We start from the raw sequence: 26,079 nt of genomic DNA on the forward strand, positions 1-26,079 counted from the left end.
GCCGTCAGGCAGCTTTTCCGGGAACGGATGAGGTATCAGAAGTTATAGCGGATACCAATCTGTCCGTTGATTGGTGAATAAACCGCATCACCGGCAATGTGCTGTAATTCCATGAACATATTCACGTTGTTATAGCGGGCATTGAAACCGGCACCGAATTTACCGGTACTGCCGGATAAATCCAGGTTAATCGTGTTATAACGGTTGAACTCAACTTCGTTACCGTCTTCGTACTGGTGATTCCATGCCGCTTTCACATACGGGGAGAACACCAGGCCATTATTAAAGCTGAAGTCTTTACCGGCATTGACACCCAGTTCGCTGGTGAATGAACGCTGATTTTTGATTTCAGCTTCCATTTCATTGCTCAGCGTGATGTTTTTGCTGCCCATCTGGTTATACGCTAACTGACCATACGGAGTGATAAAGATCTGATTACTGAAGGTAAAAGTATAACCGGTTTCCAGTGCCATCCCCCAGACGGAGGTGGAGTATTTGTCACTGCTGACATCATAGCCGTTGGTGGATGTTGTCTTCAGTTTATTATTAAAGTGGTTATATTTCAGTAATGCATCGGCATACCAGCCATTAGTGTTAAGATACGTGGCATAGGCACCGAAGGTATAGCTGTCGATATCACTGGTGCCGGACCAGCTGTTTTTGACGTCACCTTTATCAAATCCGGTGAATCCGCCCATAACCAGCTTGCTGTCACTGTTTAACGCTAACTGATAATCCGCCCCCAGTTCCAGACCGGCGTGCTTGAGTTTGTACTGGATCTGATCTTTATCCACTTTGGTATTGCTGCCGATGCCCTGCATCCAGAGGCCGTTCTCAATACTGTCACTGGTACGCAGCATATGCAGACGGGCACGCAGGTGATCCACTTCGTTGTTGTACATCAGCTGCGGCGCACTGGACAGTGCGAGTACCGCACGGGCACTTGGTGTCAGGCGATCGGTCGCGGTGAATGACCAGGTGGTGTCATTGCCGGCACCGGTACGGGTCTGAATATTATGGATGTAGGTACCGGCATCCATCAGATCGAGAATTTTGCCGTCCGCATCCTTCATACCAAATACCGCATTGCTGTCACCGTTCACGTTTTGCACATACGCAAAATCAGCAGACTGAGGGCGGTTCAGAACCGCTTCTTTACCGGTGTCCCGCTCAATGATGGTGACATAGTGCTGGCCATACGCATTTTCAGTGTTGATAAAGTCAGAATTACCATTGAGGATATTGCTGTTCATGGTGAAATCTAACGTGGTGTTATCATACTGAGCCGGATCATTGTTACCCAGGTTATTGATATTCATCTGAGTATGACCGGCCGGGTTGGTCCGGTGGTCAAAATTCACCGCTGCTTTGCCGTTTAAAGTACCGATAGTGACGGCATCGTGCTCCTGAGTACCTTCATAAACAGTGACCGTGCTTTTGCCTTTGGTCTGGCTAAGAGCAAGATCTTCCACATACGCACCATTGGTGGTGGCAGCATACAGATCCAGATGGTTTTTACCGTTAAAGGTGGTTTTGCCGGTCGCTTTACCATTAGCCTCAACGATCATATCGATATCGCCATTGAGGGTGTTATTTTTCGCTTCACCGCCATTTTCAACGGTTAAGTGAGAATTACCGGTCAGAGTGTTATCGGTGGCCAGACCGCCTTTTTTAATCACCTGGTTAACGTTGTTCAGCTCGTTGGTGGTTGCTGTGCCGCTGACAATCTGCACTCCCGGTTTTTTGGCATCGGTATTATTAATGGTGTTGTTAACAGCGGTACCGTCAACATACTGATCACCATCGGTGATGTCATTTTTAACCCCGGCCATGCCGTCTTTCTTAACAATCTGATTGGTATTAATCAGTGTGTTATTGTCGGCGGTGCCGCTGATAACCTGCTCACCACGTTTATCGGCACTATTGGTGATAGTATTGTTTTCGGCAAAACCATCCACATACTGACTGCCGTTGGTAATGTCGTTTTTAATACCGGCAGTGCCGTTTTTGCCGACAAACTGATCGGTTTCGGTCAGTTTGTTATTATTGGCGGTGCCGTTGATAACCTGCTTACCACGGTTAGCGGCTTTGTTAGTGATGGTATTATTTTCTGCATAACCATCAACATACTGGCTGCCGTCAGTAATATCGTTTTTAACGGAGGCGATACCCTCTTTTTCAACGTGCTGATCAGTGTTGCTCAGGGTGTTATCTTCCGCTTTACCGCGCACAACCTGGACACCGTGCTCAGCACCGGTATTATCGATAACGTTTTTAACGGCAACGCCGGTTTTTTCAATAACCTGATCGGCATTTTTCAGTGTGTTGTCAGTGGCTTCGCCGCTGATTAACTGAAGGCCATGTGTTCCGGTGGTGTTATCGATGCTGTTTGTGGTGGCTTTGCCGCTGATAACCTGATTACCGTTGGTGATGCTGGTATTAATCGCTTCACCTTTGACAAATTGATCGCTGTTACGGAGTGTATTATTTTTGGCAACACCGCCGGAAGAGATATCCTGATCCGCGTAATCAAAGGTGGAGTCGATTGCCAGGCCATTACTGCCGACAGTCTGACCGGTATGTTTTACACCGGCTGTGCCGGTAAAGGTTGCATCAAGGGATATGGCTTTTTGGCCGTCTTTACCTTTGAGGTGCTGCGAGCTCTGGCCGTTAAACGTTGCACCTTGTGACAGTGAGCGTTCACCGACATGCTGTTCGGCTTTACCGTTGAAGGTATCACCGGTGGCAACCAGATATTCACCATTATCGGCACCTAAACGGGGATCGTTAACAACAGTACCTTTAATGGTTAAGCTTGAACCATTGCTGTTATTAGTTTTTACATCACCAATATGCTGTCCGTCCAGATACTGTTTGGAATTATCATTATATGTACCGTTCCCGGTGCTGATAATAACCTCATCCTGGCGGTTGTTAGTGAAACCGTGACGGGCGGGTGTATATTGTGAGCTTGCATCAGATGGATTTTGATAATTGGCGCCCTGGTATTGGTCATAGGCATCATTGCCGGTGATAGTCACTACGGAATCACCATTAACGGTTAAATTATCTGCCTTACCATTGATGCGGACGCTGGAATCGGTAATAGTCAGCCCATCCACTTCAATCGGAGAATAATAATATTTGTAGTCATAGTTGGCTCTGGTACCGATAACATTACCGCTGCCATCTGTTACATTGGTGTAATATACGCTGCTTTCTGTTGCTGATTCCCGGCCAACAAATGTGGTTGTGTTCGGGCTGTTACTGACGGTACCCGTATATTTAATGGTATCGTTGGAATTGTTATGTCCGGTGATAACCGGACCGGGAGTGTTATTGTTGATATTAACAGTTTCATTAACAGTTGCAGAAATTGCGGCTGACGCGGAAAGCGCACTAACTACCAATACGGTAATTTGTGAAAGTTTAAATTTCATAATAATGGCCTGTATGCGGAATAAAGGTAAAAGGGATAAAATCCTAATATCTATTATTATCAGGCAATTATAGTGTATTTACTACGCCGGAAATAAGGGGATTCCTATTGCGGGTATCTAATGGCATGAATGTGTTATTTTTTTATTTTATGTGTGGGTATTTGCACTTAGACATATTATTTTCATTTTTACTTATCTTGATTCCTGGGTGTTTTTATTATCAAAGTGACAATGAAAATAATATTTTCATGACAATGTATTTTAAGTAATATTAATTTTAAGTTTTGTTATTTAAGAAAAGCATAAAGAGTAACGACGATATTTTAATCGAAAGGTTATTCATAGTTTAAATTTCCGGTAAAAATATTCTCGCCGGATAGTTAAATGTAACAAATTATTTTTGTATGTGATGTTGTTCACAAAATTAACACTGTCCGGTCACCGGATTTTTATTTCACCGATTGGTACAGACTGTAACCGGCAACGGCACCCGCGATATCCCAGACAAAATCTTTCACACTCCAGCCGGTACCGCCCGGGCGGCTGTCATAAAATTCCTTTGCCGCCCCCAGCGCAACAGAAAAACCGATACCGAATTGTACACTGTGCCGGTGCTGCCAGTTCTGGTGATCGCCGTAAGCATTAGCTGCAATCGCGGTTGCGGCTGAAAAGGCAAAATGCTGGGCTTTATCGCGTCCGGTCCAGCTGTCATTGGCAAGGTGCATCGAACAGCCTGAACTCAGCAGCAGGCAGAAAGAAACTGTCAGACGGGGACATAATGTAGCGGGCATAAAGGTTCTCCGGGAAACAGATAAAAAAATCCCGGCGGGTGCCGGGACGTTTATATCAGAGGATCCGGCTTATCAGGCGATCAAGACGGACACGGCGCAGACGGCGCAGCAGTTTTTTGATCTTGACCGGATAGTCGCGGATATTATCCAGTTCAGTGTAGCTGCGGATAATCGTGGTATTGGTGCGGATAGTTGCCAGCTCTTCCTGACGCTGTGCATGCAGCTCCTGTTTCGGGTCACGGATAAGGATCGCATTTTCCAGATCCAGCCCCCAGGCACGCGGATTCAGGTTATTACCGGTGATCAGCTGCCACTGATTATCCACCCACATTCCTTTCAGGTGATAGGTGTTGTCGTCATCCTTCCACAGACGGATGGTTAATTGCTCATTGTCAGAGAACCGCTGCAGACGCTGCATAAAGCGGCGCAGATTGATTTCATACAGATAAGGCAGTCCGCCGATGATTTTGAACGGCTCTTCCGGCGGAATATAGAAATCATTGGCGGTTTTATCACCGATAATAATTTCAACTTTTTTTCCGTCCCGCAGCAGGCGGCTGATAATACGTACCAGCGTTGACGGCAGATTGAAATACGGTGTGCAGATCACCACTTTTTCCTGTGCGGAACACATCAGGTGCTCAATGGTGTTATTGAGCATATTCTTTTTCCCGAGACCAATCAGCGGCGTAACAGCCAGCTGATCATCAGGCAGTGCCTGCGGGGTGAAGTGGTATGCGGCATGGCGCAGTTTCAGGCGGAAATCGCGGATCAGGTTTTTGATCTCCGGTGTTTTCACCCGGGTTTCGGTATCGAGTTTCTGTACCGCCGGTTCCGGCAGCAGCGTTTCATCAATAAACAGTTTCATTGCCGCCGCCAGTTCCGGATTGCGCAGGAAGTGGTAACGGTCATAGCGGTATTTATCATGCTGATACAGATAGACATTATTGATGCTGGCACCGCTGTAAATAACGGTATCGTCAATAATAAAACCTTTCAGATGCAGAACACCCAGCGCTTCGCGGGTATTTACCGGCACACCGGAGACAGGGATCAGCAGGTCAGGGTGAGATGCCGCGACGGAATGATACCAGTCGGCATTGGTGGCATTCGCTTCTGCACCGATACGCCCGCGCTGTGCGCGGTGCCAGTCAACAAAGACTTTGATATCCAGTTCCGGATTGGCTTTTTTGGCAGCATACAGCGCGTCAAGGAAATCCCGGCCTGCATCATCATGCTCAATATATAACGCAGAAATATAAATGGTTTTCTTTGCACCGGCGATTTCTGCCAGCAGACGACCTTTAAAGTCGCGGGTATGGAACAGCGTTTCAACATCATCCGCAGACTGGGCTAACTTCGGCAGTTGTGCAAGGTGCTGTTGGTGTTTCGCGGATTTGAATTTTGACAACATCACAGTGCGAATTATCTCTTTAGTTATAGGCGGCGGTGACGGAATAAACAGGTACCGGGCCGGTAATGAAAAGATGAACAGATCAACGGATTATATCACCAGTTTGTCTGATTGTGCGCAGCAATTCACTTTCTGCTTAAGTGACGGTTAAGTCTGTGCCATATATCACGTTGTCCGTTTTTGACTATTGCACTGCGGAAATTTCAGAATTCAGGTGAAGTGTCAGGTTGACGATACCGTCCTCAAACTGCGTTTCGACAGTAAACCCGAGCTTTTTCGCCAGTCGGATCATATTGCGGTTCTCCGGCATGGTGATGGCAGTCAGCAGGAGGATACCGCGTGATTTTGTGTAGGCGAGCAGTTTGCACATCAGCTGATAACCCAGGGTATTGCCTTTCATATCTGACCGCACCAGCACCGCAAATTCTGCTTCGCGGTTATCCGGATCCGACATCGCACGGGCAACCCCGATAATCTGACCGCCGCTGTCCACCGCCACAAAGGCCATTTCACGGTCATAATCAATCTGGGTCATTTTTGCCAGGTCGTCATGGGTAAATTCACTGATCTCACTGAAATAGCGGTAATAAAGATCTTCTTTGGTCACGCGGTCGATAAAGGCTTTCAGGAGGGGTTCGTCTTCCGGCAGGATAGGGCGGACATGCACAACCGCGCCGTCTTTTAACTGAAAATTCTCTTCCAGTTCAGCCGGATACGGGCGGATGGCCAGACGCTGACGACCGTCACCGGCTGCCGGTGCCAGCGTCATGGTGGCATCCAGAACCGTGAATTCCGTGCCGGAGGCGAGCAGCGGGTGCAAATCGAGAGTCACCACCTGCGGGCAGTCAATAATCAGGTTGGACACCTGTACCAGCACCCGGCTCAGACCCGCAATATCCAGCGGATTCAGGGCACTGCCGGCCGCCAGTTTGTTATTTTTAATGGCGTGAATGACCAGATAACGGGCAAGTGCCATATTGAGCGGCGGCAGGGCAACAGCGGCAGGGGATTCATCATCCCACGGACGGCTGGCATCCCCCAGCATAATCACCGGGCCGAAAACCGCATCCTGGGTCACGGCAATCCGCAGTTCCTGTGCCCCGGCGCGGTTCGCCATCGACTGGACAATCAGCCCGTCTATCTGTGCATCGGGGAAATTTTGTGTCACACGATCAATAATCGCCGCTGCCGACGTGGCAACTTCCTGTTTATCCCGCAGATAAAGCATCACGCCCTGCACATCCGATTTATGGGCGATATCCGGTGAGCGCAGTTTCAGTGCCACCGGGTAACCCAGTGTTTCGGCAATGGTGACGGCATCATCCGCAGAATGGGCAATCCAGGTCGGCAGAATATTCAGCCCGTAAGCCTCCAGCACCGGCTCGACTTCATAAGTATCCAGCACGGTATGCTGACGGCGCAGGGTGCTGTCGATGCAGTGATGTGCCTGCTGCCGGTTGGCGGTCAGTCCTTCGGACAGTGCGGGGGTTTCTGTCAGCTGTTTCTGGTTGCGGCGGAATTCCACCATATGCATAAAGGCGGTCACGGCACCTTCCGGTGTGCGGTAAGTGGGGATCCCCGCCTCGCCGAACAGGCGGCGGGCTTCCTGAGAAGAGTATTCGCCGCTCCAGTTGGTGAAAATCGTCAGCCAGCGGCTGCGCGGATGCTGCGCGATCGCGGCAATAATCCGGGCGGCAGTTTCTTTGCCCGGTGCAATGGCGCTCGGAGAGTGGAGGATCAGCAGGGCATCATGATCGTGGCTGTCGAGTAAAATATTCAGGGTGGCGATATAGCGGTCCACCGTGGCATCATCGCGCAGATCCAGCGGATTATTGATCACAAAATCATCCGGCAGTACCGCCGCGAGTGCGGCGCTGCTGTCGTCGCTGAGACCGGCAATTTTTCCCCGGCGGCGAAACAGTTCATCCAGTGCCATTGCCGCCGGTGCCGCGCCGTTGCTCATAATGGCGAGACGTTCACCGCGCAGCGGCTTCATAAAGGTCAGGGTTTCCACGGCGGAAAACATTTCGTGGGTATCCTGTACCCGCAGCAGACCGGCGCGCTGGATTGCCGCATCATAGGCGATATCCAGGCTCGGCGTTTCACCGACCAGCAATTGCGTACGCTGAGTGCGGCCGCTTTTGACCACCAGAATCGGTTTATTGCGTGAGGCACTGCGGGCGGCGGACATAAAACGCCGCGCATCATGAATATGTTCGAGGTAGAGCAGAATGGCACTGGTTTTGCTGTCGCGGGCCAGGAAATCCAGCATATCGTCGATATCAATATCTGCGCTGCTGCCGAGTGCGATAAAGTAGGAAAAACCGGTTTCCCGCTGTTGCGCCCAGTCCAGAATGGTGTTGGAAACGGCGGCGGACTGGGAAATAAACGCCAGTTTGCCTTTGAGCACCGGTACCGGGGAAAAGCTGGCATTCAGCCCCTGCCAGGGGGCAAGTAACCCCAGGCTGTTCGGGCCGAGCAGGCGGATATTATAGTGCTGACAGGTCTGTTTCAGCTCAGTCGTCTGTGATGCCGGGGCGGAGAGAATAATCACCGCGCGGCAGCCGAGTTCACCGAGTTCATTCAGCAGGGCAATATTGCGTTTGGGGTGGGTGCAGATAATGGCCAGATCCGGCACCAGGGGCAGATCGGCGACAGACGGATACGCCAGTACCCCCTGCACTGAGCGGCGTGACGGCGTGACCGGCAGAACCGGCCCGGCAAAACCGCTGCTGAGCAGATTGCTCATCATCCGGGAACCCGCACGGTTGGGCTTTTCGGATGCACCGATAACCGCAATGGATTGAGGCCGGAGTAATGCTTCAAGGCCGCGCTGACTCATGGTGTTCTCCTCAGACCGGATTCCCGTGTGCTTTAATTTAGCCTAAAAGCAGCTCCTCTGCTCTGATTTGTGCCACCGGAAGATGTGACTTACCCTTCAAATACTGACGGCGGAAGCAGGTGAAGTGATCCAGAAGCTGTTTTCCGGCAGCGGTATCACCCGCCATCATCAGTGCCGCAGCGGCCACTTCGGCGGTACAGTGCTGATCTTCCCGTGCCGCAACCCGCAGCAGATAATCTTTCTGCGCCAGATCGTTGATGGAGAGCAGCGGGATATTATCGAGATACGGGCTTTTACGGAACATTTTGCGCGCTTCCGGCCAGGTGCCGTCGAGCAGAATAAACAGCGGCGGCTTTGTATTTTCCGGCACATCACTGAACACCTGACGCGGTGGTGTGGCATACGCCTGCGGAAAAATCAGGTACGGCTGGCGGGAGTCATCTTTCAGGAGCGTGAGCAGGGCTTCGTCCGGTTCGGTGCGCGACCACAGAAAGGCCTGAGTATCCGGCAGGATATCGGCGATAAGCTTTCCGGTATTGCTGGGTTTGAGCGGTTCGGTATCATACATCAGCAGGCAGAACTGACTGCGCGCATCCCGGGTCTGTATGGTGTCACACAAACAGTTTTTTTCGGGCAATAAGCAGTAATGACAACGGACTACACGGCATCCCCGGGCACGGAAAACGCGGGTGGATTGTGCCAGACGCCGCTGGCGTAACTGGTAAACAGAATTGGTCTTCATTTTTATCGGCTGGTTTCACAAAAAACAGTATGCATTGTACTGTTAACGCTGCACAATAGCATGATTTTTCGCGGGGCGCCTGAGTTCAGTGCCTCCGGCGGGGGCGGCCGGTGATCATAACCGGCAGGTCCGGACGATATCGGGTAATCTTCGCCCCCGGAAATGGCGTGGGAGAAACACATGAACGACTCTTTAAATGGTAAAAACGGCAAAGTGAAAGTCATGTATGTCCGCAGTGAGGACAAACAGGACGATCAGAAAAAATCAGACAGACGCGGCGGCCGGGGAGCAGATCGCAACAGCCGCGGCCCGCGCGGGGATCGCAATGAGCGCAGCAATCGCGGAGAACGCAGTGACCGCAGTGATCGCGGTGAACGCAGAGGTCAGGGGAGCTATTCCGGTGACGATCGTTCACCGTGGAAAACGGTGTCCCGCCAGCCGTCAGAAGACGGAGAAGGGCTGATCCCGGATCACGGCGGTATCAGCGGTAAAAGCCAGATCGACCCGGCGCAGCTGCGCCGTCAGCGTCAGGAAGAAACCCGTATTTACGGGGAAAATGCCTGTCAGGCTATGTTCCGCAGCCGTCCGGAGCGTATTGTGCGCGCCTGGTTTGTCCAGTCAGTGACACCGCGTTTCCGTGATGCCCTGAAATGGCTGGCGGCAAACCGCAAAGCTTATCATGTGGTGGATGAGGAAGAGCTGGCGAAAGCATCCGGTACCGAACACCACGGCGGTGTCTGTTTTCTGATTAAAAAACGCGGCGGTGTGAGTGCGGAAACCTATCTGGAAACCGCCGGTGAGCAGGATTGCGTGCTGGCGCTGGAAAACGTCGGTAATCCGCATAATCTCGGCGGTATTATGCGCAGCTGCGCTCACTTCGGTGTCAACGGTGTGATCCTTCAGGATGCCTCTGTGCTGGAATCGGGTGCGGCTGTCCGCACAGCGGAAGGCGGTGCTGAGCATCTGGTCGGGATTGATGCCGATGGCCTGACGGATACGCTGGATTTATTCCGCAAAAAAGGGTACGCCATCGTTACCACCTCCAGCCATAAAGGCAGCACCGATCTGGCGAAAGCCACGCTGCCGGCAAAAATGGTACTGGTTCTGGGTGAAGAGAGTGACGGTCTGAGTGACGCGGTCTGGGAAGGCGGGGATATGCGTCTGTCGGTCGGCGGTACCGGTAATGTCGAAAGCCTGAACGTGTCCGTCGCAACCGGGATTATCCTGGCACGCTGGTGGCAGCAGAATAAAGTCAGCTGATATCCATTGATTATCGTTGATAAAACCCGGCTTTTGCCGGGTTTTTTAATTGATGAGGTGGAGTGTCAGCAGGTTTTTGATAGCGTCTGAGTCCAGAGCCCGCTGATATCTGCCGGGATCGCCGGTAAAGCTGTCAAAAGGCCGCCAGCATGTAATCCGTCCGTCATCCACGGACAGTTTTCCGGCCATCAGTACATCACCTTTATTATTAATGATGTTCATGAATGTTTTTTCTGAAATATGATGCTGAAGATTACTTGTCGGTGATAAGGGTAATACACAGTTCACCTGATCGAGATATTCAGCCAGAATATAGAAATAGACATCACCACGCAGGCATAAATAAATATCTCTGGTTATATTATGACGAAAATAATAATGCTCAGAAATTTTTGTCAGATGATAATCCGTCAGAATCGTATCATGCTGTTTATTCTGATTACCCGGGAGATAGTTGTGAATATCCCACTTGGGAATATTACAGAGATTTATGAATTTATCTAACAATGCGCTCATGGATATCCTGCAGTTTGTTCACCTGTCTGTCAGCGTGCCAATCATAACGGCTGTGCGGGGATGGCTGCTATTAATATCAGATAGTAATATTATAAAAAAAACCATGCCGGAGCATGGTGCAAAAATGTGCATTAAAAATAAAAATTATGGCAAACCGTATTAATGATGCTAAATCATGGTCACACTCCTTTGTGAATATTATATTAATAATCATCCGTGATATTAATGCCACAACCGGAAAGTGTATTTTCCTGCGGTGAAATAAGAATAGCAATTTAATGATTTTAATAGCAAGTGATTATTCTGTTAATAAAGTTATGTTTTATTATTGTTTAATTAATTTTCTTATGAATGTATTTTGTTTTTTATATTAATTATACCAATAAAAATAAAGGCACCGCAGTGCCTTTATGCTTTAACTTAATGTGCTCCACCGCCGCCGCCACCGGCAGTAAACGGGGGTTTGGCAAACCAGACCAGCAACATCAGTACCAGGAAGACACCGGCAGAGAGCCAGAAAATCTCGTTCGCAGAGATAATCAGTCCCTGGTCGGTGATCACTTTGGCGATATAGGCCGATGATTGCTGCTGTGACATCCCCATTTCACCCAGCGTATGGTACATCTGCTGTGTATCCGGGCTGAACGGGTTGATATGTTCAGCAAAATTGGCGTGATGCATGGACTCCCGCTGTGTCCACAGCGTGGTGGTGATCGATGTTCCGATAGCCCCGGCCAGTGTCCGCGTAAAGTTTGACAGGCTGGATGCCGATGCCATTTTCTCCGGCGGCAGTCCGGAAAGCGTAATGGTGGTCAGCGGCATAAAGAAGCAGGCGATCGCCAGCCCCTGCACAAACTGCGGCCAGGCCGCAGCGGCAAAGTCCATGCCCGGTTCAAACGTATAGGCCCGCCAGTAGAAACAGACGGTATACATAATAAAGCTGAATGTCACAATGAGCCGGTAATCCACCTTATGGGCATATTTACCGATAAGCGGGGTGATCAGCAGCGGCAGAATACCGACCGGTGCGGAAGCCAGTCCCGCCCAGGTGGCGGTGTAGCCGAATACCCCTTGTAACAGCTGCGGCAGCAGAACAATGGTGCCGAAATAGAGCATATAGGCCAGACTGAGACTGAGACAGCCTATCGTAAAGTTGCGGCTTTTAAACAGAGATAAGTCCACCACGGGGTGGTCGTCCGTCAGCTCCCAGACGATCAGGAAAGCGAGAGCAATCACCGCAACCACCGTCAGAACAATAATCTCCGTCGAGTTAAACCAGTCCAGCTCCTTGCCCTGATCGAGCATGATCTGTAAACAGCCGACCCCCACTACCAGCAGGATCAGCCCGACAGTATCAATCGGACGGATTTCCGTTTTGGTTTCCCGGCCTTCGAGGGTTTTTGCGGTCAGCATCATGATCACAATCCCGAACGGCACGTTGATGAAGAAAATCCAGCCCCAGTGATAGTTGTCACTGATATAACCGCCGAGGATCGGCCCGCAGATCGGGGCGATAACAATGGTGACTGACCAGAGTGCCAGTGCCATGGTACGTTTCGCCGGCGGATAGTTATTGAGCAGCAGACTCTGTGATAGCGGGATCAGCGGTCCGGCCACCAGACCCTGGATCACGCGGAAGAAAATCAGCATGCCGAGGCTGTTGGAAATACCGCATAACCAGGAGGAGATAGCAAACAGCGCTGTTGACCACATAAACAGACGGACTTCGCCGATCCGTTTGGCCAGCCAGCCGGTGATCGGGATGGAGATGGCATTCGCCACCCCGAATGAGGTAATCACCCAGGTTCCCTGAGAGTTAGAGGAACCCAGGTTACCGGCGATTGTCGGGATCGCCACGTTGGCGATAGTGGAGTCAAGCACCTGCATGAAAGTCGCCAGTGACAGGGCGATCGTCATCCAGGCCAGTCTTGCTCCGGTCAGTGGCGCCTGCATAACTCTGACCCCTTACTGACCGGCATTGCGGCTGATAATCTCAGCGATCATCTGATCCGCCGGTTGCATATCAATGCTCAGGGCACTGGTATGATAGGCCGGATCGGTGCGTACGCTTTTCGACAGCACCGGGCCGTCAGTATTCTGCGTGTCCACCGTGACATCACCGGAAAGGCCGATACGCAGCGGGTATTGTTCCAGTTGTGCCGGATCCAGTGCGATACGCACCGGCAGGCGCTGTACGACCTTAATCCAGTTACCGCTGGCATTCTGCGCAGGCAGCAGGGAGAAGGCGCTGCCGGTGCCCATATCCAGCCCGGTAACGGTACCGGTGAAGACCACGTTGTCGCCGTAGAAATCAGTGATCACTTTGGCTGGCTGTCCGATACGCATGGCGCTGAGCTGAGTTTCTTTAAAGTTGGCGTCAATCCACATGCCGGTGGCGGGAACCACGGCCATCAGCGGCGTGGCAGGGGTAATTTGCGCACCGACCTGTACACTGCGCCGGGAGACATAACCGTCCACCGGGCTGCGGATATCGGTCCGCGCCAGGGCCAGCCAGGCGTTGCGCACTTCGGTGGCGGCCTGTTTCACTGCCGGCTGTTCGCTCAGCGGGGTATCCAGGATCACGGCTTTATTGGCATTAAACTGCTCGGTGGCGACATCCAGCTGCGCTTTGGCGCTCACCACGGCTTCGCGGGCGTGCTGAAGTTCTTCTTTACCGATCACATTCTGTGCGCCCAGCACTTCGCGGCGGCGCAGGTCATTCTGCAGGCGGGTCAGTTCTGAACGGCGGACGTCGATACCGGCCAGCAACTGACGGCTGTTGATCATCTGCTGATGTGTCTGACGGACACTGTTTGCCAGCGCGACCTGTGCTTTTTCCAGCGCCAGACCGGCATCCCGTTTATCCAGCTGAACCAGCAGCGTTCCGGCGGTCACATAATCAGTATTATCCACACTGACTGTCGTTACACTGCCGGATACCTGTGACATCACAATCACCTGGTTACCGGTGACATAGGCATTATCGGTTGATTCATGGTGGCGGAGTACCATAAACCAGTAGACGGTGTAAGCCGCACCCAGTAATACAAACAGTAACGTCAGTAACATCAGCGCATTACGGCGTTGTCGTTTTTTGTTACGGACAGGGGGCCGGGCAGCCCGGGTTTCCTCACTGACACTCATCAGTTATCTCCGGATATTATTCTTTTTTTAAATTGTTCTTTTTTTAAGGTGTTGCATGACATAACCGCAACAAAGACAGGCTTGCTATTGTCGTTGCTGTGATAAACGACAACCGCAAGCCGGGATGGTCAGCGCATCAATTGATGGCAGAAATGTCAGCCTGTGAAGGATAAAGGATCCGGGCCAACAGAAAAGGTTTTTTTACACCTGCTTATTGAGAAAAGCTCTTATTCATTAACCTTAAACAATAAAAGGTTATTTAGTTGTCGCCCTTATCGAGCTGAATAAGCAGTTTACGCATCAGTTTCTCCAGATTTTTCTGTTCATCATTGTCCAGTGCTGACCAGATATGACGCAATGAATCATGCTGAGGCGGCAGAAGGTCATGCAGAAAATCAGCGCCTTTTTCTGTCAGGTGCAGATGCAGACAGCGGCGGTCATTGTGGCTCTCTTTGCGCTCAATCCAGCCGTTTTTCTCGAGTTCATCCGCAATACGGGTAGCATTGGTGCGGGAAGAGCCGAGCGCGGCACTGAGTTCCGAAGGCTGAATGCTGTGCGATTCTTTAGTATCCAGAATCATCAGTGCCATGAACAATGTTTCGTTGATGCCCTGAGATTTCAGCATATTGTTACGTTTTTCTAATAATTTACTCTGAACGTGCATTGAAAGCCGGGTCAGCAAAATTTCCTGATACGGCAGATCCGCACCCAGACTCTTTTGTTGTGAGATCCGGCTGTTAAGCAACTCTTCTGTCGGTGTAAATGAACTTTCCATTATTGAGATACCTTATTAGTTTCTGTTGGTATGTTAACCCGGCTATGACCCGCGAAATGGCCGGTCAAAAGATTAATTTAACAATTATAGCAGGTTAATATCACTACATTTCTTTTGATAATGCTAACTGATTCATAAATTTTATGAATGTTAGTCACAAATATCACTTATTATTTAGCAAATGACTTACATTTTCATTACCGGGTGGCTGACTCTGATTATGCGTAATTTTCGCTTCATAAATTACGTCAATTTTTATTAGTGAACCATGATAATGAAGAATATCAAATGATCGGCATTGCCGTTATGGCAGTGATTATCGCTGTGGTATCTATTTTACGTGGTCAAAAATTATTTTCTTTGATTAACAGTGTTATTTGTAACTTTTTATGAAGGGATAATCTACAAGTGGTAGATTATTATGCGATATTTGTTCGATTTTTGAGTGGAAAAAACACCTCGGGGTGCTTTTTCCGGAGGAATCAGGTGTGTGATATCTGCTGACGGGCTGATGCGTCATCAGACAGCGGTACATCATACTTCTTCCCGGCAAGCCAGATCACCAGCCCGAGGGCACTGACCGCTGCGCCGCTGCAGCAGACGCCATCCCAGCCGTAGTGACTGTAGGCATAACCGGACAGCAGTGAGCCGAATGCGCCGCCGCAGAAATAGCAGGTCATATAACCGGCTGTCAGGCGGCTGCGTGCCTCCGGCATCATCCGGTAGAGGGTACTTTGATTGGTGACATGCACTGCCTGCACCGCCAGATCCAGAACCACCACTCCGGCGATAAAGGCGGCGACAGAATAGCCGCTCAGTGCCAGAGGGATCCATGAGAGCAGCAGGAGCAGCAGACCGGCGCTGGTGGTCAGGCGGCCTTTGCCTTTATCAGCAAAACGCCCGGCAGGACCCGCCATCAGCGCACCGGCAGCACCGGCGAGGCCGAACAGCCCGATAGTGCTCTCAGAGTAATTAAACGGAGCCGATGCCAGCAAAAAGGCCATTGAGGTCCAGAGCAGGCCGAACGCGGCAAACACAATGGCACCGAGTGCGGCGCGGACACGCAGAACCGGGGTGCGGACAAACAGTGTCACAATAGAGGCCAGCAACTGGCCGTATTTCAGTTCAGACACCTGCTTATATTGCGGCAGGCGCAGATACAGGATCAGTGCCAGCAGAACCAGCAGTCCGGAAGCTGCCCAGTAGACCGTCCGCCAGCCGCCGAATTCTGCCAGCACCCCGGCGACGGTCCGTGCCAGCAGAATGCCGAGCAGCAGGCCGCTCATAATGATCCCGACGGCCTTGCCGCGATGCTGCGGTTTGGCGATAGTCGCCGCCAGCGGGATAAGAATCTGCGCCACCACGGAAAACATGCCGGCCAGTGCGGTACCCAGCAGTAACTGCCAGAGCGTCTGTGACAGGGCGGAGATGACCAGCCCGATAGCGGACAGCAGTGTCATGGTGACAATCAGGTTGCGGCGCTCGAATTTATCCCCGAGCGGCACCAGAAACATCAGACCGGCAGCATAACTGAGCTGTGCGGTGGTGACGATAAATCCGGCCATACCGGCGGTGACGCCGAATTGCACGGCAATCGTCTCGAGTAAAGGCTGTGCATAATAGTTACTGGCGACTAACAACCCGGTTGCTATTGCCATCAGGCAGATAAGCTGAGGTGTCAGAACCGCATCAATGGTCTTCTTTTTCATGATTATTATAAGATTGATTGAGTATGAAATGATTACGGGTACTACGGAGCGTTACTATATAGAAAGCAGACCGGAAAGGTTATCGATTTTGTGAGGTTTGTCACGTTTCGTTGAGGGGGAAAAAGCGGCCATATTGCTATGGCCGCCGGGAGGATTTTTCAGATCGGGTTATTTATCAGCGGCTTTGCGCGCCTGTTCAATCCAGCCGTCAAATTTCGCCTGATTAGCTTTAATCCAGGCATTGGCGTGGCGCTCAATATCTGCCTGTGAGTTTTCGCCGTTATGCATGCGCAGGTTCTGGGCGTTGATAGCCGAGACCGGCAGTTTCATGACAGCAAACAGCTCAGCGGCAGCCGGGTTTTGTTCAGCCCAGGCTTTGTTGGCGGCGATATGCATGGTGCTCGGCGGGAAGCCGTAGTTTTTGCCGTTCGGCAGTTTGGTGTCAATTTTCTCGCCGTCCGGCATGGAGGAGAACGGTACTTCCAGCCAGACCACATCACGTCCCGGTTTCAGCACATCACTGATCCAGTACGGTGTCCAGGTATAGTAAAGCACCGGTTTGCCTTCTTTGTAACGGGTGATGGTGTCTGCCATCATTGCGGCATAGTTCCCCTGGTTGTGCTCAACCGTGTCTGTCAGCTTATAGGCGTTCAGATGGTTGTTGATCGCGGCCTCACAGCCCCAGCCCGGGTTACAGCCGGTCAGATCCGCTTTACCGTTGCCGTTGCTGTCAAACAGTTTGGCGATTTTCGGGTCTTTCAGCTGTTCAATATTGGTGATGTGGTATTTCTCAGCGGTTTTCTTATCAATCAGATACCCCTGAGCGGCGTTCACGACATAATCCCCTTTGCGGTAGAATTTGTCGTCACCTCCGGCAGCCTTGTACTGGGCGTTGTGCAGCGGCACCCAGCTTACTGCCATAAAGGTGGCATCACCGTTGGCGATTGATGCATAGGCCACGTTGTAATCCACTTCCTGAATCGGCTGCACGTCATAGCCGAGTTCTTCCAGTGCTTTGTTGACGATAAGGGTCTGAAAGGTTTCTTCAGTAATGGTGCTTTGTACAGGCAGCACTTTGACCCCTTTGCCCGGCTGTGCGGTGTCCGCGAAAGCCTGAGTACCAATGAGTGCCGATAAGGCGATTGCTGCGATTGCTGTCTTACGCATCGTTTTCCCTCTTGTTGTGCCTGCCGCCGCGATAACAGCGGCAGGGTGATAATGAGCGGGAGCGGAGGCTCCCTGCCGTGTGTTACGGCGCGCGGCGGAACGGACGGGTGATAAGCCCGGCAGGGCCGGTGTGATACCAGCGGCGGCCGGCTTTGCTGCGGGAATCTTTCCCGAGTGATTGTGTCAGGCGGTCAAGAATAATGGCGAGAATGACAATCCCCGCACCGCCGACAGACGCCAGCCCCATATCCAGACGACCGATACCGCGCAGTACCATCTGTCCCAGGCCGCCGACGGCGATCATGGAAGCGATCACTACCATGGACAGTGCCAGCATCAGCGTCTGGTTGATCCCGGCCATGATGGTCGGCATTGCCAGCGGCAGCTGTACTTTAAACAGCATCTGACGCGGATTGGCACCAAAGGATTCTGCGGCTTCGACCAGGTCGGCGGGCACCTGACGGATCCCGAGGATTGTCAGGCGGATCACCGGCGGCAGGGCGAAGATAATGGTCACCACCACGCCCGGCACGTTACCGATACCGAACAGCATGACAATCGGCACCAGATAGACGAAGGCCGGTGTTGTCTGCATGGCATCAAGCAGCGGACGGATAAATTTCGCGGCGCGTTCATGCCGTGCCAGGGCAATACCGGTCGGTAACCCGATGATAATACAGAACATCAGGGCGGTCAGAACCAGTGACAGAGTCACCATTGCTTCATTCCATGCCCCGATGGCACCGATAAAGGTCAGTGATACCACAGTGGCAAGCCCCAGTCCTTTGCCGCTCATCTGCCAGGCGAGCAGGGCAAAGATAAGAATGGCGATCGGCGCCGGAATGGCGGTCAGTCCCTGTTCAAAGGTCGTGAGCACAAAATCAATCGGCACACGGATGCCCTGAAAGACCGGACGGAAGTGCAGCACAATCCAGTTGATGGCATCGGTCACCCAGCTGTCAAACGGGATCAGCGAGTGGTCAAACGGGTTTGCCCAGTCAAAAGCAGGGCCGGTATCTGCCGGTGCGGCATCCAGCCAGTCACTGCCGCTGTCCGCAGCACCACCCCACGGGTCGGCATCCGCACCGCCGGTATCTGCGGTACTTCCCCACGGATCACTGCTGTCTGCGGCGTCCGGGGCTGTTTGTGCTGATGAAGGATCCGGCTCTGATGTCGCCGCCCACGGATCCAGTTCTGTATCCTGTTGATTATTCCGGCTCATTCGGCGTCTCCTTATCTAAAGCCTGCAGCAGCATCCCTTTTGAGATAACCCCGGCATAGCGGTTGTTGTTGCCGACCACCGGAACAGCACACGGTGACTGTGCGACAACGGTCAGCAGCTCATTGAGCGGCGTATCGGCGCTGACCGCCTGCGGCTCGCTCAGAATGGCGTCTGTGATAGGTTTTTTCGCTTTCAGTGCCGCCTCCAGTGAGGCAACAGAAACAATACCGGCAAATTTTTGTCCGCGTTCAATCAGGTAACCGTATTCACGGTCATCATCATTGAGAACTTTCAGCGCCGAACGCGGGCCGAAGCCCGGTGCCACGTGCAGCAGCGCATCCGCCCTGCGGCGGGCAATATCTTTGGCGCTGAACACATGACTGATATCCACACCACGGAAGAAGGTACGGACATAATCATTAGCCGGATTATTGAGGATCTCATCCGGGGTACCGACCTGTACCACCACGCCGCCCTGCATAATGGCGATACGGTCGCCGATACGCATAGCCTCGTCGAGGTCATGGGAAATAAAGACGATGGTGCGCTGTTTATCACCCTGGAGACTCAGCAGCTCATCCTGCATCTCGGTGCGGATCAGCGGGTCAAGGGCGGAGAACGCCTCATCCATCAGCAGGATATCCGGGTCATTCGCCAGCGCGCGGGCAAGCCCGATCCGCTGACGCATCCCGCCGGACAGCTCATCCGGATAGGAATTTGCCCACTGCTCCAGGTTGACCTGTTTCAGCGCATCCAGTGCGCGTTCATGACGTTCCGCTTTGCTCATCCCGGCCAGTTCCAGGCCGAATGCGGTATTGTCGATCACCGACATATGCGGCATCAGCGCAAAGGACTGAAACACCATGCTGATTTTTTTGCGCCGTACCTCGCGCAGTGCCTGATCGGAAATCACAGCGATATCTTCGCCGTCGATCAGTACCTGGCCGCGGGTCGGTTCTATCAGGCGATTGAGAAGACGAACTAAGGTGGATTTCCCTGAACCGCTCAGTCCCATGATGACGAATATTTCGCCTTCTTCAATGGCCAGATTGGCGTCCTGTACGCCGACGGTAGCACCGGTCTTTTCAAAGATATGTTCTTTGTCCAGGCCCTGTTCTAATAATTCAAATGCCTGTTTCGGGTGCTCACCGAATATTTTATAGAGATTTTTAACTTCGAGTTTTATTGCCATGCAGTATATCCATTCAGAATAACGTGGATGTGAAATAGGTAAATGTGGATCCTCTCCCTGAAAAAAAGCGTTATTTACCCTAGCATACGAGATAATGCTGACAACCCCTTGTTTATGAGAATTAATCAAAAATAGCGGATATATTTTTGGTGTAAAATCACCGGCATCCGGTAAATACCCCATTTCATTAATATATAAATAATTTGCGGAAAATAAGAAAGAGAGATCACCGGAAAGTTAACCAGGCGCTTGTTTTAACCGCTTTTTATCCGGAATGACTGAAAAGAGAATATGATGATATTTCGCCGGATAATCCCGGCGTCAGTAAGTTGTGAGATTCATCGCGAAAACAGGGAAAAAAAATCATGCCATATTAGATATATTTATTAATAATGATATGTAATCAATGGTGTAATAACGAATATTTAGGTTAAGTTTGAAAACAACTCGATAAAAACATCCTGATATCCGGAAAATACCCCCGAAAAAATAGATGATTCAGGTTGTTTTATGAGCGAAAAATGCACTGATACAAATATACTGCAATATCAGTGCATTAATAAAACCGGTATTTATAGTATGATACTTAAACGGAAATGATTGATTTAAAAATCCCAGTCTTCATCTTCTGTGTTCACCGTTTTACCTATCACATAAGAAGAACCTGAACCGGAAAAGAAATCGTGATTCTCGTTGGCATCCGGTGACAGCGCCGATAATATTGCCGGGCTGACATCCGTCACACTCTCCGGAAACAGCGCTTCATAGCCTAAGTTCATCAGTGCCTTATTGGCATTGTAATGCAGGAATTTAATCACATCTTCAGACCATCCGGCACCGTCATATAATTTCCGTGTATAACTGACTTCATTTTCGTATAAATCAAATAACAGACTGAACGTAAATTCCTTTATTTCCTTGCGGGTTTGTTCGTCATAATTTTGTAATGAACGCTGGAATTTATAACCGATATAATAGCCGTGTACTGCTTCATCCCGGATAATCAGCCGGATCAGGTCGGCAGTATTTGTCAGTTTGGCGCGGCTTGACCAGTACATCGGTAAATAAAATCCGGAATAGAATAGGAAGGATTCCAGAAACACACTGGCGACTTTCTTTTTCAGCGGGTGCGGGTCGCGGTAATAGCCGAGGATAATCGCCGCTTTATTTTGCAGCGTCGGTTCCTCTTCACTCCAGCGGTAGGCGTCATCAATTTCCTGTGTGGAGCAGAGTGTGGAGAAAACCGAGCTGTAAGAGCGGGCATGTACCGCCTCCATAAAGCTGATATTGGAGAGCACCGCTTCTTCATGCGGCGTCAGGGCATCCGGGATAAGCGCTGGTGCGCCGACGGTGTTCTGAATAGTATCCAGCAGAGTCAGCCCGGTGAACACGCGGATAGTCAGCTGTTTCTCTGCCGGGGTCAGCGTCTGCCATGACGGAATATCATTGGAGAGCGGCACTTTTTCCGGCAGCCAAAAATTGCTGGTCAGGCGGTTCCAGACCTCAAGGTCTTTGTCATCCTCAATCCGGTTCCAGTTAATCGCGGAAATGCGGCTTAATGTGGTCATGATAATATCCTGAAATAAACGGTTTATACGGCGCAGGAAACACAGCCCGCCACTTCGGTGCCTTCCAGCGCGGACTGGCGCAGACGCACGTAATAGAGAGTTTTTATCCCTTTGCGCCAGGCATAAATCTGTGCGCGGTTGATATCGCGGGTGGATGCCTCATCACTGAAAAAGAGGGTGAGGGATAAGCCCTGATCAACATGCTGCGTGGCGGCGGCGTAAGTATCGATAATCTTTTCCGGTCCGATTTCATAGGCATCCCGGTAATACTCAAGATTATCGTTGGTCATAAAGGCGGCCGGGTAATAGACACGGCCGAGCTTGCCTTCTTTGCGGATCTCAATGCGGGCCACAATCGGGTGAATGGAGGAGGTCGCGTGATTGATATAGGAAATCGATCCGGTCGGCGCGACTGCCTGTAAGTTCTGGTTGTACAGCCCGTGCGCCATCACACTCTCTTTCAGCTGCTGCCAGTCCGCCTGTGACGGCACAGCAATGCCGGCATCAGCAAACAGGGCGCGGACTTTCTCTGTCGCCGGTTCCCATTTCTGTGTGATGTATTTACTGAAATATTCCCCGCTGGCATAGGCAGACTGCTCAAAATTGCGGAATGTCTGCTGCCGCTCAATCGCCAGCTGGTTGGAGGCTTTCAGGGCATAATAGGCGATGGTTAAGAAATAGATATTGGTGAAATCAATACCTTCTTCCGAACCATAATGGATATGCTCCCGTGCCAGATAGCCGTGCAGGTTCATCTGCCCGAGCCCGATAGCATGAGAGCCGCGGTTGCCGTGATCAATGGACGGCACACTGCGTATTTCACTCATATCCGATACCGCCGTCAGTCCGCGCACGGCGATGTCAACAGAGCGGGCGAAATCCGGGGAGTCCATCATTTTCGCGATATTCAGCGAGCCGAGGTTACAGCTGATATCACGGCCGGTGTGGCGGTAGCTCAGGTCGTCGTTGTATTCGCTGGCACTGTTAACCTGGAGGATCTCCGAGCAGAGGTTGCTCATATTAATGTAGCCGGCGACCGGGTTTGCCCGGTTCACATTGTCCTCAAACATAATGTAGGGATAACCGGATTCAAACTGGATCTCCGCCAGGATACGGAAAAACTCACGGGCATTGATTTTGCGTTTACGGATCGCTTTGTTATTCACCATGTCCGCATAGTGTTCTGAGATGCTCAGTTCTGACATCGGTTTGCCGTAAATCCGCGCCACATCGTACGGGGAGAAGAGGTACATCGGCTCGTTATTTTTGGCCAGTTCAAAGGTGATATCCGGGATCACCACGCCAAGAGACAAGGTTTTGATACGGATTTTTTCATCTGCGTTTTCCCGCTTGGTATCGAGAAACGTGAGGATATCCGGATGGTGCGCATGCAGATATACCGCCCCTGCGCCCTGGCGTGCCCCCAGCTGATTGGCGTAAGAAAAGGCATCTTCCAGCATCTTCATCACCGGCACCACGCCGCTGGACTGGTTTTCAATCAGTTTGATCGGCGCCCCGGACTCACGCAGGTTGGTCAGCAGGAATGCCACACCGCCACCGCGTTTGGAGAGTTGCAGCGCTGAGTTCACACTGCGCCCGATGGATTCCATATTGTCCTCAATACGCAGCAGGAAGCAGGAGACAAACTCACCGCGCTGTTTTTTGCCGCAGTTGAGGAAGGTCGGGGTGGCGGGCTGGAAACGTCCGCTGATGATTTCTTCCAGCAGATGCTCTGCCAGTGTGGTATCTCCCCGTGCCAGTGTCAGTGCCACCATACAGACACGGTCTTCAAACCGCTCCAGATAGCGCTGGCCGTCAAAGGTTTTCAGGGTATAACCGGTGTAATATTTCAGGGCACCGAGGAAGGTCGCAAAGCGGAATTTTTTGCTGTACGCCTGCCGGAACAGATTTTTAATAAATTCAAAATCATATTGTGCGATAACGTCAGCTTCGTAATAGTTTTCATTAATCAGAAAATCGAGCTTTTCCCGCAGATTGTGGAAAAACACGGTGTTCTGATTTACATGCTGGCGGAAGTAGTGGTGTGCCGCCGTCACATCTTTATCAAACTGGATCCGGCCCTCTGCATCATACAGGTTGAGCATGGCATTCAGGGCGTGGTAATCCGTGTATTCAGTGGTCATCGTGTTATTCCGGAATCAGGTTAACAGCACTCAGCAGGCGGTCTCAGCGGCCTGCTGTTGCCAGAATTGGTGTAAGCCGCGGCGGACGTTATCGACATCCGCCTGTGTGCCGAGCAGTTCAAAACGGTATAAAAACGGCACCTGACATTTGGCGGCAATAATGTCACCGGCAATGGCATAAGCGCGGCCAAAGTTGGTATTTCCGGCGGCGATCACACCGCGCAGCAGAGCCCGGTTCTCAGGCCGGTTAAGAAAGCGGATCACCGGACGCGGCACCGCGCCGCTGTGGTGGCCGCCGCCGTAGGTCGGCACCAGCAGCACAAAGGGTTGTGTGGCGGTAAGGTCACCATCTTCCGGCAGGCGGGTGGCCGGGACCCCCAGTTTTTCCGTGAAACGGTGACAGGTTTCTGAACGGGTGGAGAAATAAATCAGTGCCTGTGTGGTCATGGTGCCTCCGGTGTGTGCGGTTCAGAGGGCGGCAAGTTTGTCGGGACGGAACCCGGCCCAGTGATCCTGACCGGCGATCACCACCGGCACCTGCTGATATCCCAGTGTGCGGACATGCTGATACGCCTGCTCATCCTGAGTGATATCAATGACACTGAACGGAATGTTTTTCCGTGTCAGCATCTGGTAAGTGGCATTGCACTGCACGCAATCGGGTTTGCTGTAGATAGTCACTGTCATGGCGGTTTCCCGTGGTTATCACTGCCCGTTATGAGCAGATATCGTGGGTTAACTGTGTTTTGAATGCTATATGTAGATATTAAATATATCAACCACACTATATATGGTGTTTTTGTGTTTTGAATGATTATCACTATTATTAATCGGAATGTGCGTAAACACACGATGAACTGTCTGTACGGTGAATATGAGGAGGGGGAAAATCCGCAGCGACAAATGTTCCCGTCAGGCGTACAATAAAAAAATCTGAACTGTCTTTTGCAGACAGCTGAATTTATTGGCATCTGAACTGAAATCACACATTTATTATGGAATTAACCCCGTCTTCCCGAACTATCCGCACACTCCTTGCTTCTGATACCCCGCTGATTGATGTCCGCGCGCCGGTTGAATTCAGCCAGGGAGCCATGCCGGTCTCACACAATCTGCCGCTGATGAATGATGAGGAGCGGGCCGCTGTCGGCACCTGTTATAAGCAGCAGGGCCCGGAAAAGGCGATTGCGCTGGGGCATCAGCTGGTCAGCGGTGAACGCCGTGAGCAGCGGATGACGGCCTGGCTGGCGGCCTGCGCGGATTATCCGCAGGGTTATCTCTGTTGTGCCCGGGGTGGTCAGCGTTCGCATATCGTGCAGCAGTGGCTGCGGGATGCGGGAACGGAATACCCGCTGATCACCGGTGGTTACAAAGCACTGCGTCAGGCGGTGATTCAGGTGACTGAAGAGCTGGTGGCACGTCCGGTGATCCTGATCGGCGGCTGCACCGGCAGCGGTAAAACCACGCTGGTGGGCGAACAGGCGGACGGTATCGATTTGGAAGGACTGGCGCATCACCGCGGATCGTCTTTCGGGCGCACGCTGGAGGCGCAGTTTGCCCAGGCGACATTTGAAAACCATCTCGCTGCCGCCATGATAAAAAAAGAAGATGCCGGGGCCCGCTGGGTGCTGGAGGATGAAGGCCGTGCTATCGGTGCCAACGGCCTGCCGGAGCCACTGCGGGCACAAATGGCACAGGCGTCGCTGGTGGTGGTGGAAGATCCGTTTGAGCGCCGTCTGGAACGCCTGAAAGAAGAGTATTTTGACCGCATGACTCATGATTTCACCGCCGCATACGGCGAAGAAAAGGGGCGTGAGGCATACAGTGAGTATCTGCATCACGGGTTGTCCGCTATCCGGCGGCGGCTCGGCACGCAGCGGGCAGCAGAGCTGACCGCGCTGCTCGACAGCGCACTCACGGAGCAGTGGCGCAGCGGCAATACCGAAGCCCACTTCTCGTGGCTGTGTCCGTTGCTGGAAGAATATTACGACCCGATGTACCGCTATCAGCTGAGTAAAAAAGCCGATCGCATCCTCTTTCGCGGCACTTATGAGGCTGTCGCCGACTGGCTGAAATAATCACCTGTCTAATTATTCGTCAAAAATCAGTCCGCCGGGGTATCATTTTCCGGTGAACTGACTTGCATGAATTTA

The 26,079-nt window shown here is 51.6% G+C and carries 19 protein-coding genes; 2 read left to right on the forward strand and 17 right to left on the reverse strand.

Annotated features, from left to right (window positions below):
- Positions 1-35: 35 nt before the first annotated feature.
- The 5 genes from N7387_RS05560 to N7387_RS05580 form a co-directional block, all read right to left on the reverse strand.
- Positions 36-3,440, reverse strand: coding sequence for an autotransporter outer membrane beta-barrel domain-containing protein (locus N7387_RS05560; protein WP_279797549.1), 3,405 nt, complete (start codon positions 3,438-3,440; stop codon positions 36-38).
- A gap of 449 nt (positions 3,441-3,889) precedes the next feature.
- A complete protein-coding gene (locus N7387_RS05565; RefSeq protein WP_262882126.1) occupies positions 3,890-4,231 on the reverse strand; it encodes a YfiM family lipoprotein in 342 nt (113 codons plus the stop codon).
- Positions 4,232-4,286: 55 nt separating this feature from the next.
- Entirely contained in the window at positions 4,287-5,645 is a 1,359-nt protein-coding gene (gene pssA / locus N7387_RS05570) for a CDP-diacylglycerol--serine O-phosphatidyltransferase (RefSeq protein WP_262860015.1), read from the reverse strand.
- A gap of 184 nt (positions 5,646-5,829) precedes the next feature.
- Positions 5,830-8,487, reverse strand: a complete 2,658-nt coding sequence (locus N7387_RS05575; protein WP_279797552.1) for a bifunctional acetate--CoA ligase family protein/GNAT family N-acetyltransferase — start codon at positions 8,485-8,487, stop codon at positions 5,830-5,832.
- A 37-nt stretch (positions 8,488-8,524) separates the two neighbouring features.
- Entirely contained in the window at positions 8,525-9,229 is a 705-nt protein-coding gene (locus N7387_RS05580) for a DTW domain-containing protein (RefSeq protein WP_279797554.1), read from the reverse strand.
- 180 nt (positions 9,230-9,409) lie between these two features.
- Between N7387_RS05580 and N7387_RS05585 the strand changes: the two genes are divergently transcribed.
- Positions 9,410-10,489, forward strand: coding sequence for a tRNA/rRNA methyltransferase (locus N7387_RS05585; RefSeq protein WP_279797556.1), 1,080 nt, complete (start codon positions 9,410-9,412; stop codon positions 10,487-10,489).
- A gap of 45 nt (positions 10,490-10,534) precedes the next feature.
- On the opposite strand, the gene N7387_RS05590 is transcribed toward N7387_RS05585, so the two are convergent.
- The 12 genes from N7387_RS05590 to nrdH all read right to left on the reverse strand — a co-directional run bounded on the left by N7387_RS05590 (position 10,535) and on the right by nrdH (position 24,613).
- Positions 10,535-11,005 carry a hypothetical protein gene (locus tag N7387_RS05590; protein ID WP_279797558.1) on the reverse strand — a complete coding sequence of 157 codons (471 nt, stop codon included), beginning with the start codon at positions 11,003-11,005 and terminating at the stop codon, positions 10,535-10,537.
- 420 nt (positions 11,006-11,425) lie between these two features.
- Positions 11,426-12,958, reverse strand: a complete 1,533-nt coding sequence (emrB, locus tag N7387_RS05595; RefSeq protein ID WP_279797559.1) for a multidrug efflux MFS transporter permease subunit EmrB — start codon at positions 12,956-12,958, stop codon at positions 11,426-11,428.
- Between the two features lie 12 nt (positions 12,959-12,970).
- On the reverse strand, positions 12,971-14,149 hold the full coding sequence (gene emrA, locus N7387_RS05600; protein WP_279797561.1) for a multidrug efflux MFS transporter periplasmic adaptor subunit EmrA: 1,179 nt from the start codon (positions 14,147-14,149) through the stop codon (positions 12,971-12,973).
- 259 nt (positions 14,150-14,408) lie between these two features.
- Positions 14,409-14,924, reverse strand: coding sequence for a transcriptional repressor MprA (mprA, locus tag N7387_RS05605; RefSeq protein WP_262859985.1), 516 nt, complete (start codon positions 14,922-14,924; stop codon positions 14,409-14,411).
- A 482-nt stretch (positions 14,925-15,406) separates the two neighbouring features.
- Positions 15,407-16,633: an MFS transporter gene (locus N7387_RS05610; RefSeq protein WP_279797563.1), complete on the reverse strand. Its 1,227-nt coding sequence runs from the start codon at positions 16,631-16,633 to the stop codon at positions 15,407-15,409.
- A 168-nt stretch (positions 16,634-16,801) separates the two neighbouring features.
- On the reverse strand, positions 16,802-17,800 hold the full coding sequence (proX, locus tag N7387_RS05615; RefSeq protein WP_262859983.1) for a glycine betaine/L-proline ABC transporter substrate-binding protein ProX: 999 nt from the start codon (positions 17,798-17,800) through the stop codon (positions 16,802-16,804).
- Positions 17,801-17,882: 82 nt separating this feature from the next.
- A complete protein-coding gene (gene proW / locus N7387_RS05620; RefSeq protein ID WP_036407479.1) occupies positions 17,883-19,022 on the reverse strand; it encodes a glycine betaine/L-proline ABC transporter permease ProW in 1,140 nt (379 codons plus the stop codon).
- Entirely contained in the window at positions 19,009-20,214 is a 1,206-nt protein-coding gene (gene proV / locus N7387_RS05625) for a glycine betaine/L-proline ABC transporter ATP-binding protein ProV (protein ID WP_024474192.1), read from the reverse strand. The genes proW and proV overlap by 14 nt, the downstream gene beginning before the upstream one ends.
- Before the next feature lie 605 nt (positions 20,215-20,819).
- Positions 20,820-21,782, reverse strand: coding sequence for a class 1b ribonucleoside-diphosphate reductase subunit beta (gene nrdF / locus N7387_RS05630; RefSeq protein WP_279797569.1), 963 nt, complete (start codon positions 21,780-21,782; stop codon positions 20,820-20,822).
- 23 nt (positions 21,783-21,805) lie between these two features.
- Positions 21,806-23,926 carry a class 1b ribonucleoside-diphosphate reductase subunit alpha gene (gene nrdE, locus N7387_RS05635; RefSeq protein WP_279797572.1) on the reverse strand — a complete coding sequence of 707 codons (2,121 nt, stop codon included), beginning with the start codon at positions 23,924-23,926 and terminating at the stop codon, positions 21,806-21,808.
- A 30-nt stretch (positions 23,927-23,956) separates the two neighbouring features.
- On the reverse strand, positions 23,957-24,373 hold the full coding sequence (gene nrdI / locus N7387_RS05640; RefSeq protein WP_279797574.1) for a class Ib ribonucleoside-diphosphate reductase assembly flavoprotein NrdI: 417 nt from the start codon (positions 24,371-24,373) through the stop codon (positions 23,957-23,959).
- Positions 24,374-24,394: 21 nt separating this feature from the next.
- Positions 24,395-24,613: a glutaredoxin-like protein NrdH gene (nrdH, locus tag N7387_RS05645; protein ID WP_024474189.1), complete on the reverse strand. Its 219-nt coding sequence runs from the start codon at positions 24,611-24,613 to the stop codon at positions 24,395-24,397.
- 308 nt (positions 24,614-24,921) lie between these two features.
- Between nrdH and mnmH the strand changes: the two genes are divergently transcribed.
- A complete protein-coding gene (gene mnmH, locus N7387_RS05650; protein ID WP_262864459.1) occupies positions 24,922-26,004 on the forward strand; it encodes a tRNA 2-selenouridine(34) synthase MnmH in 1,083 nt (360 codons plus the stop codon).
- Positions 26,005-26,079 lie beyond the last annotated feature (75 nt).

Source organism: Morganella sp. GD04133, assembly GCF_029835375.1.
GTDB lineage: Bacteria > Pseudomonadota > Gammaproteobacteria > Enterobacterales > Enterobacteriaceae > Morganella > Morganella morganii_B.

Coding starts and splice junctions, on each gene's coding strand:
- N7387_RS05560 (WP_279797549.1), bottom strand. CDS start 3,440: ATGAAATTTAAACTTTCACAAATTACCGTATTGGTAGTTAGTGCGCTT.
- N7387_RS05565 (WP_262882126.1), bottom strand. CDS start 4,231: ATGCCCGCTACATTATGTCCCCGTCTGACAGTTTCTTTCTGCCTGCTG.
- pssA (WP_262860015.1), bottom strand. CDS start 5,645: ATGTTGTCAAAATTCAAATCCGCGAAACACCAACAGCACCTTGCACAA.
- N7387_RS05575 (WP_279797552.1), bottom strand. CDS start 8,487: ATGAGTCAGCGCGGCCTTGAAGCATTACTCCGGCCTCAATCCATTGCG.
- N7387_RS05580 (WP_279797554.1), bottom strand. CDS start 9,229: ATGAAGACCAATTCTGTTTACCAGTTACGCCAGCGGCGTCTGGCACAA.
- N7387_RS05585 (WP_279797556.1), top strand. CDS start 9,410: ATGAACGACTCTTTAAATGGTAAAAACGGCAAAGTGAAAGTCATGTAT.
- N7387_RS05590 (WP_279797558.1), bottom strand. CDS start 11,005: ATGAGCGCATTGTTAGATAAATTCATAAATCTCTGTAATATTCCCAAG.
- emrB (WP_279797559.1), bottom strand. CDS start 12,958: ATGCAGGCGCCACTGACCGGAGCAAGACTGGCCTGGATGACGATCGCC.
- emrA (WP_279797561.1), bottom strand. CDS start 14,149: ATGAGTGTCAGTGAGGAAACCCGGGCTGCCCGGCCCCCTGTCCGTAAC.
- mprA (WP_262859985.1), bottom strand. CDS start 14,924: ATGGAAAGTTCATTTACACCGACAGAAGAGTTGCTTAACAGCCGGATC.
- N7387_RS05610 (WP_279797563.1), bottom strand. CDS start 16,633: ATGAAAAAGAAGACCATTGATGCGGTTCTGACACCTCAGCTTATCTGC.
- proX (WP_262859983.1), bottom strand. CDS start 17,800: ATGCGTAAGACAGCAATCGCAGCAATCGCCTTATCGGCACTCATTGGT.
- proW (WP_036407479.1), bottom strand. CDS start 19,022: ATGAGCCGGAATAATCAACAGGATACAGAACTGGATCCGTGGGCGGCG.
- proV (WP_024474192.1), bottom strand. CDS start 20,214: ATGGCAATAAAACTCGAAGTTAAAAATCTCTATAAAATATTCGGTGAG.
- nrdF (WP_279797569.1), bottom strand. CDS start 21,782: ATGACCACATTAAGCCGCATTTCCGCGATTAACTGGAACCGGATTGAG.
- nrdE (WP_279797572.1), bottom strand. CDS start 23,926: ATGACCACTGAATACACGGATTACCACGCCCTGAATGCCATGCTCAAC.
- nrdI (WP_279797574.1), bottom strand. CDS start 24,373: ATGACCACACAGGCACTGATTTATTTCTCCACCCGTTCAGAAACCTGT.
- nrdH (WP_024474189.1), bottom strand. CDS start 24,613: ATGACAGTGACTATCTACAGCAAACCCGATTGCGTGCAGTGCAATGCC.
- mnmH (WP_262864459.1), top strand. CDS start 24,922: ATGGAATTAACCCCGTCTTCCCGAACTATCCGCACACTCCTTGCTTCT.